Raw genomic sequence first — 7,900 nt, forward strand, 5'->3', positions numbered from 1 at the left:
TCATGGCTGACCGCCGAGAGATCGTGCCGACCGCATCCGTGGGGTCGGATGGCGATGCCGTGCCCCACGAGCTGGTGCGCGACGAGATGCTGCATGACCTGCCCGAGGAGGACGAGGACGGCACACAGGGCCCGGATCCGGAATACACCTTCTGGGACGAACAGATCCGGGCGGCGCTGATCTATGAGAACCGCTGGCGCAGCGAGGCGCTGGAGGCCGAGCGCCTGTATTTTGGCCCCGACAACGATCCCGGCAAGGGCGGGGATGCCGAGGCGGCCAGCAAGCAGAACCGCATCACCGACAAGACCGCGCTGATCCACGCCAATATCGATGTGCTGCGCCCTCTGATCTATTCCGACACGCCGCAGCCGGTCGCCCGGCGCCGCTTCCATGGCGACGGGCGCAAGGATCCCGTCGCACTGCATGCCGCAGAGGTCTGCCAGCGCCTTGCCGAGTTCATGGTCGATGCGGACGGGTTCGACATCGCGATGGAGGGCGCCCGCGATGACTGGCTCATCGCAGGCCGGGGACAGGCCCGCGCGATCTATACGGCAGAGCTCGGGCTCGCGGAGGATGGCCAGACCCCCGTCAAGATCAAGGAGGAGGTGAAGGCGCGCCCGGTCGAATGGCAGCGCCTGACCTTCGCGCCGTCGACCAGCTTCGAACAGGCCCCGTGGGGTGCCATCGAGGTGCCCATGACCCACCGCAAGGTGAAGGAGCGCTTCGGCGAGGAGGCGGCGGCTGCCATGACCTTCGACGATCTGGGGCTCAAGCAGGCATCCCGGGGCATCTCCGACGAGGATCAGGACCGCGCCGATGCCAGCGCGGACAGCGCCACCGGCACCGCCACGCCGTCACCCTTCGCCACGGCCCCGGTGTGGGAAATCTGGGTGCGCGAGTCGCAGGAAGTGGTCTGGTGGAGCCCGAACCACAAGCAGGGCGTGCTGGACAAGCAACCCGATCCGCTGGGGCTTGAGCGCTTCTTTCCGTTCCCGCGCCCGCTTCTGGCCACCACCAAGGGCCAGCAGATGACCCCTCGGCCCGACATCAAGTATTACGAGCGCCGGGCGACCGAGATCGACGTGGCGACCGAGAAGATGCGCACCATCCTCGACGCGCTGTCCGTCTCGGGCCTGTTTCCCGGCCAGATGCAGCAGGAGGTCAAGAAGCTCCTCAGCGGCAGAAACGAGATGGTTGCCGTATCGGACTGGGTGGGGCTGATCGAGAAGGGCGGCAGCTCCAGCCTGATCCAGTGGCTGCCCATCGAGGCCATGATCCGCGCGCTGCAAGCGCTTGCCCAGATGCGCGAGCAGGCCAAGGATGCCATGTTCGAGGCCTCGGGCGTGTCCGACGTGATGCGCGCCAGCTCCGACCCCAGCGAGACCGCCACCGCCCAGCAGATCAAGGGCCGCTATGCGGGCCTGCGCCTGTCCGAACGACAGAAGCGCATGGCGTTCTTTGCCCGCGACATGCTGCGCATCATGGTCGAGATTGCGCTCGAACATTTCGATCTGGAGACCATCGCGGAGATCTGCCAGCTCGACCTGCAGGTGACGGAGGCGGAGCGGCTGATCATGCTCGCCCGGCAGGAGGCGCTGCAGGCGCAGTTCCAGACCCTGATGCAGGCGCATCAGATGATCCAGCAGCAGGCCGAGCAGGGGCTTTATCAGGGGCCGGTCCCGCCCGCGCCCGAGCCGCCAGAAGACCAGCACATTCCGGAGGCCAGTATTGAGACGGTTGTCGCCCGGCTGCGCAGCGACTGGGGCCGCAAGATCACCGTGCAGATCGAGACGCAATCCACGGTCCTTGCCGACGAGCAGGCCGATAAGGAAGCGCGCATCGAGTTCCTGTCCGCCTTCGCCACCTTCGTGTCAGAGCTGGCCCCGCTCGCGGGCACCGGGCAGTTCGACTACAAGACCGTGAAAGAGCTGCTTCTGTTCGGCGTCCGGGGTTTCCCGAAAAGCCGCACGCTGGAATCGCTCATCACCTCCCTGCCAGACGAGCCCCAAGGCGAGCCGCCCGAGGACACGCAGGTCACCGTCGCAAAGATCAAGGCCGAGGCCGACCGCCTGCTGCAGGAGATGGAGCAGAAGCACGAGCTTGAGCTTGAGCAGCTGAAGCTGCGCGGCAAGGTCGGGGCCGATCTGGTCGGCAAGGCCGCCGAGACCATGGCGAACCCGCCCGAACGGCACAACTTGGCATCTCATACGCGAGGAAACTGACCCATGCCCTCAGCGCAGAAACCGCGCGCGGTGATTTTGAAAGGCGTGTCCTGATGCACTATCGGAACGACGCGGGAGACCACGCGCGCATCTTCGGCGCGCCCGATCCACGGGACAGCGACAGCGGGCCGGGCCGCAAGCGCAGGTGCAGGACCTGCGGGGGCTGGCACCGGACGGATCGGCCCCTGCCGCATAACTGCCGCCCGTCACGCCCGCCGCGCGCTGACCTTGCAGCGCCCCAGCTTGCGCCCGCCTTCGAGCCGTTCAAACCCAACCGCACCACGGATGACGTGATCGGCAGCCGCAATGACAGGCGCGACTACATGCGGCGGAACGGGCTGGTCGACTATGACGCGGGCGTGCGGGCCCCGGACGATCATTGGACCGAGCACCGGGCGGAAGAGCGGCGCGTCGGGCAGCTGATCGCGGATATCCGGCAGACGGACACTGAGTATCTGAGCAACCGTGTGGGCTTTGACGTGACCAATCCCGAGCGTGTCGACGAGGCCGGAACGCTCGATGCGGGCACCGAGATCGAGACTGACGGCATGGACGAGGTGAACTGATGAGCCGCAACTCCGACATTCTGCCCGAACGGTCAGGAGAGACCGACGAGGAACGCCGGTTGCGCGAAAGCCTGAACCGGCACGCCATGGCCTTCATGACGGCGCTGGACAGCGCCATTGCGCTCCGCAGCGCACCCGGAGACGCGGCCCGCGCCCGGCACCAGAGCCGGGGTCACCTGCAGGATGCCTGCCTGACGGCGATGCACGCGCATCAGCTTTCCAGCCACCAGCGCAAGGCCTGACTCGCCGCACAGGCGGCGGGGCGGGCGGCAGGATGAGCCCCGCAAGACCACCACCCCACAGCAAGGAACCGGGCCATGAACCGCAAAGACAGCGACCAGTTCGACGATGACATTTTCGCGGATCGCGACGAGGGCGAAGACGAAACCAGCGACGTGATCCGTCAGGCGCTGGCCGCGCAGGGCGTCGATGCCGATGACCAAGACGATGATGCAGGGTTCGATCAGGCCCCCATCGAGGACGCGCCGGGTGATGACCGCGTGCCGCAGGAGGAGGGCAGCAAGCTTGCCTCCGACGCGCAGCTCAAGGCGGAGACCGGCGGGGAGGGCAAGGCGCCCAAACCGGACGAGAGCAAGGATGAGGACGCCGAGGCGAAGGCCGAGGACGCCGCGGACCCGGAACAGACCGGCGACGACGCCCCCGACCTGACCGCCGCGCCGATGGACCAGCTTCTGCGCGACGTGCCTGAAGCCAGCCGGGCAGAGCTGACCCGCCGCCTGTCCGATGCCGAGCGGATCATGGCGCCGTTCCAGTCCGACTATGCGCGCGGACAGATGGAGCGGTTCGGATCCACACCCGAACAGATGTCGGTCCGGCTGATGCAGCTTGCCGAATATGCCTCCACGAAGCCGGACGAATATCTGGCATGGGCCGCGCAGGAGATGGCCGCCAGCCCGGACAAGATCGGCGAGGTGCTGGGCAATGCCGCGAAGCTGCATGGCTTCAAGCTGGTGAAGGCCGAGGAGGAGGGCGACGACGACATTTTCGCGGATGAGGAGACCAAGGCCCTCAAGCGCGAGAATGCCGATCTGAAGCGCCGTCTTGAGGGCGGCGGCCCTGCCTTCGGCCCCGATACGCTGCAGATGCAGCAGCAGCGGGACGTGCAGACGGCCCTCACCAGCCTTGTGACCGAACGCAATCCCGACGGCACGCTCCGGCGTCCGCATTTCCGCGAGCTGGAGGGGCATATCGCGCGCAAGGCACAGGCGCAGCGGCAGCAGACCCAGAAAGCGGTGACGGTGGAAGACATCGACCGCTTCTACCGGGAGGCGGAGACGGAATTCCGCAGCATGTTCGGCAATCCCGCCGCACAGCCGCAGCCGGAGGTGGCAGAGGGGGACAAACGGAAAGCGGCCGCCGCCGAACGGGCCAAGCGCGCCAGCACAAGCATTGACGGAACGGGCCAGGGTGCCAGCCGTCGCCCCGCACTCGCTGCGGACGCCGATCTGACAGACGTGATCCGTCACGCGCTGAACAGGTCGGTCGACGGGTGACGCTGCGGGACTCGCTGATGAGGTAAACCATGGCGAATCCGAACTGGGGCGAGGTGATGACCACGACGCTTGCGCATCGCCGCAAGAACATCGCTGACGCCGTTTCGCGCAACAACATCTTCTACTACGAGGTGCGCCGCCGGAAGCGGATGCGCACCATCGGCGGTGGCCGCACCATCACCACGCCGATCCTCGTGGGCGAGGAAAACGAGAACTTCCAGTGGTATACGGGGCGCGAGGCGCTGAATGTCGCCGGGCAGGAAGTCCTGACCTCTGCGGAATTCCCGTGGAAGCAGTATGCCTGCGGCGTGTCCATCTCCGGCCTTGAGATGCTGCAGAACGATGGCCAGGAACAGGTCATCGACATGATGCGCGCGCGCACCATGCACGCCGAGAAGACCATCAAGAACCAGATGCACAAGTCCGCGCATGGCGATGGCACGGCAGCGGGCGGCAAGGAATTCGGCGGCATGGAGCTGCTGGTGGGCGGCGCTGCCGGTTCCACGGTCGGGGGCATCAATTCCACCACCTATGGCTGGTGGGACAGCCAGCGCCGGGCGACAGGCGGGGCGAGCAAGGCCAACATCTATGATGACATGCTGGCGCTTTTCCTCGAAACCAACCGGGGCACCGACAAGGTGAACCTGATCGTGGCCGACAACAGCTATTACGCCACCTTCTCGGGCGCCCTGCAGGCGCAGCAGCGTTTCATGGACAAGCGCCTCGCCTCGGCGGGCTTCTCGAACCTCATGTTCGAAACCGCGCCGGTGGTGGCGGATGGCGGTCTGGGCGGCTTTGCTCCGACCGGCATGAAGTTTCTGAACATGAACACCATCGAGCTGATCATGCACAAGAAGCGGAACAACGTGGTGCTGGGCGGCCCGCGCCGTCCGCTGACCGAAGACTCGGACACCATCATCCTTGCCGGGATGGGCAACTGGATCTGCGACAACCGCATGCTGAACGGCATCCTGACCGAATAAGGCAGGCGCCTGGCCGGGGCAGGGATGCTCCGGCCTTTTCCTTTCCCCCGCGATCTCAGCAGGACACTTCCCCTATGACCCCCCAATTCTCCCGTGACCTGACCAACAGCGATCTTTCGTCCCATATGGGCCCTGTCGGTGCAAAATCCGGCCTGAACATCGCTTTCTTCTGGACCCGCCTGCGCGTGCAGTCGGTCGATCCCGAAAAGAACGGCCAGTTGGTCAATCGGCTCTGCGTCGCGAAGCAGCCGAAGGGCGATCCGAAAACCATCGTCCACCGTTACACCTCGCCCGAAGAAGCCTCCCGGCTGTGGCCGCGCGAATATGCGCTCTTCACGCAGTTCGAGGACGTGCCCGCGCAGGGCACACCGCTGTCCGAGTTGCCCGGGATCTCCCGCTCGCAGATCCTGCAGCTCGAGCTGGTCGGCCTGCGCTGCGTGGAGGACCTGCAGGAGATCAGCGACGATCAGGCGGCGCAGCACGGCATGGAGGTCAGCCGGGCCCGCAAGGTGGCGCTGAAATGGCTGGCCACGCGCGAGGATGGCAAGGGCGTGATCGAGGCCGCCGACAGCGAGACAAAGGCCTTGGCCGCGCTCCGGACCATGGAGCAGCGCCTTGCACGTCTGGAGCAGCACAACATCCGGCTGCAGGCGGAGAATGACGCGCTGTCCCGCGCCGGGGGCGGGCAGTCCCGCACCTCATCGCCGCAGCCGCTGCCCCAGGCCGAGGCGGAGGACGTGCCCTACGAGCTGGACGACAGTGATGGGTTTCTGGCGGGCGGTGACATCGCCACGGGTGGGGACGATCTTGGCGACACCGACCCGGACCCGCTTGCGGAGTAAGCTGCCATGGCGCGCACGATCCTAGATATCGCCAAGGAAGCGGCAGAGCGGGACGCCACGGCGCCCGTGCCGGTTTCGCTGTTCTCGAACCGCAATGACCGCGTGGCTCGGATTCTGCGCACGGCGGCGAACGACGTGCTGCGCGACTATCTGCGCCGGTCCCGCTGGGCCGGGCTGTCAGAGTTCCATTCCACATGGGTCTTCGCGCTGCAGCCGGGCCGTTATGCCTATGAGCTGCCTCCCGATCTCCTGAAGTTCATCCCCAACACAGAGCAGCGCGAGGGCTGGCCGATGGGTCTTATTGGCCCCGCGACGCCGCAGATGTGGTCCTGGTGGCTCTATGGCGGGCAGACGAATGTCGCGCCGCACGGCTGGCGGATCAAGAACAACGTGCTCTGGATCGATCCGACTCCCACCACGGAGGAGCTGGTGACCATCGAGTATGTCAGCCGCTACCCCGTTGTGTCGACGATCCGGGCGGGGGATTTCGACCTGTCCTCCTCGCCGCTTCAGACGGTGGCGCCCATCGTGCCCCGCGATGGCTGGCTCAAGCTGCCTGACACAGCGCTGGTGCAGGACCGGTCGCCTGCGGCTGGCCGCTATGATGAAGGCGGGCTTGGCTATGACCTTTCCGAGTGGCCGCTCGAGCCCGAGGAAGTCCTCAAGCGCCTTGTGCCCTCGACCAGACAGGGCCCGCTGCCGCAGGTCCGGCGCGAGGCGTTCTGCGCGGACACTGACACGCCCGTGTTCAGCGACGATTATCTCCTGTCGCTTGGCATGACATGGCACCTGCAGCGCGCCCTTGGGCTGCCCTATGCGGAGCGGGCCAGCGAATACGAGGACGAGCTGCAGATGAAGCTCGCCGAGGATGGTGGCGGCGCGCGGGATTTCCGTTTGGGCGGTGGGGAGTGCGACTTCGGCACCTATCCCCTTGGCCCCGGTCAGTGGCTGGTGAGCTGACGCGATGCCCGAGGTTCCCATTCCCCAGTTCGAACGCCTGCGGCGCCGTACGCGGGTTTACGATACCAACCGCGACAACCTCGAAGAGGTGATTGACGCCGTCCGCGCCAGCCTCTCGCCGACCGGCAGCTTGCAGGCGACCCTGGCCAGCAGCGCACCCAACGGCGGCGGCTGGCTGTTCTGCGATGGCAGCTTTCACCGCAAGGCCGATTATCCCACGCTCTATGCGATGCTCGGCGGCACCTATGGCGAGACCGAAGACAGCTTTGGCCTGCCTGACCTGCAGGGCCGCCTGCCCATGGGGACTGGCGGCATGGGCGCTCCGGCGGTTGGCGCGTTTGGCGGCGCCCCTCAGGTGACGCTGACGGTCGCGCAGCTTCCGTCGCATGGCCACGGCATCACCGATCCGGGCCACACCCATGCGTTTACGGGCGATCCGCACGCCCATGGCGTCATCGATCCGGGGCACAGCCACGGGCTGACGGAGACGGAACACACCCACGGCCTGACAGACCCGGGCCATGCCCATGGCGCGGCAACGGTGGTTCCGGACCGCGCTGCGGCGGGCGCAGAGGTGAGCGCTGCGGCGGGCGGCGCGACGGACCACGCGGCCACGGGCGCAACCGTCGATCCGGCGACGGTCGGCGGCACGATTGACGAGGCGACCACCGGCGTCTCGGTAGACAGCGCCACGGCGGGCGGCACAAACGCGTCCAGCACCACCGGCGTGACCGTCGACCCGACAGGCGAGGGCGCGCCCGTCGACATCATCCCGCCCGTGGTGGGCGTGAATTGGCTGGTGCGGACATGAAC

General features: G+C 66.7%; 8 protein-coding genes. All 8 read left to right on the top strand.

Annotation, left to right across the window (positions count from 1 at the left end; translation table 11 throughout):
* Window positions 1–2 precede the first annotated feature (2 nt).
* The 8 genes from BLR51_RS11425 (at window position 3) to BLR51_RS11460 (ending at window position 7,898) form a co-directional block, all read left to right on the top strand.
* On the top strand, window positions 3–2,222 hold the full coding sequence (locus BLR51_RS11425; protein WP_089846998.1) for a hypothetical protein: 2,220 nt from the start codon (window positions 3–5) through the stop codon (window positions 2,220–2,222).
* 53 nt (window positions 2,223–2,275) lie between these two features.
* Window positions 2,276–2,788, top strand: coding sequence for a hypothetical protein (locus BLR51_RS11430; RefSeq protein WP_089847000.1), 513 nt, complete (start codon window positions 2,276–2,278; stop codon window positions 2,786–2,788).
* Window positions 2,788–3,030: a hypothetical protein gene (locus tag BLR51_RS11435; RefSeq protein ID WP_089847003.1), complete on the top strand. Its 243-nt coding sequence runs from the start codon at window positions 2,788–2,790 to the stop codon at window positions 3,028–3,030. The genes BLR51_RS11430 and BLR51_RS11435 overlap by 1 nt, the downstream gene beginning before the upstream one ends.
* A 75-nt stretch (window positions 3,031–3,105) precedes the next feature.
* Window positions 3,106–4,302, top strand: coding sequence for a hypothetical protein (locus BLR51_RS11440; protein ID WP_089847005.1), 1,197 nt, complete (start codon window positions 3,106–3,108; stop codon window positions 4,300–4,302).
* 29 nt (window positions 4,303–4,331) lie between these two features.
* Window positions 4,332–5,285: a phage major capsid protein gene (locus BLR51_RS11445; protein WP_089847007.1), complete on the top strand. Its 954-nt coding sequence runs from the start codon at window positions 4,332–4,334 to the stop codon at window positions 5,283–5,285.
* Window positions 5,286–5,359: 74 nt separating this feature from the next.
* A complete protein-coding gene (locus tag BLR51_RS11450) occupies window positions 5,360–6,127 on the top strand; it encodes a hypothetical protein (RefSeq protein ID WP_089847008.1) in 768 nt (255 codons plus the stop codon).
* 6 nt (window positions 6,128–6,133) lie between these two features.
* A complete protein-coding gene (locus BLR51_RS11455; protein WP_089847011.1) occupies window positions 6,134–7,087 on the top strand; it encodes a phage adaptor protein in 954 nt (317 codons plus the stop codon).
* Window positions 7,088–7,091: 4 nt separating this feature from the next.
* The gene (locus BLR51_RS11460) at window positions 7,092–7,898 is read left to right on the top strand and encodes a phage tail protein (protein ID WP_089847013.1); all 807 of its coding nucleotides are present in this window, start codon (window positions 7,092–7,094) and stop codon (window positions 7,896–7,898) included.
* Window positions 7,899–7,900: the final 2 nt, after the last annotated feature.

This window comes from Salipiger marinus, assembly GCF_900100085.1.
Classification (GTDB): Bacteria; Pseudomonadota; Alphaproteobacteria; order Rhodobacterales; family Rhodobacteraceae; genus Salipiger; species Salipiger marinus.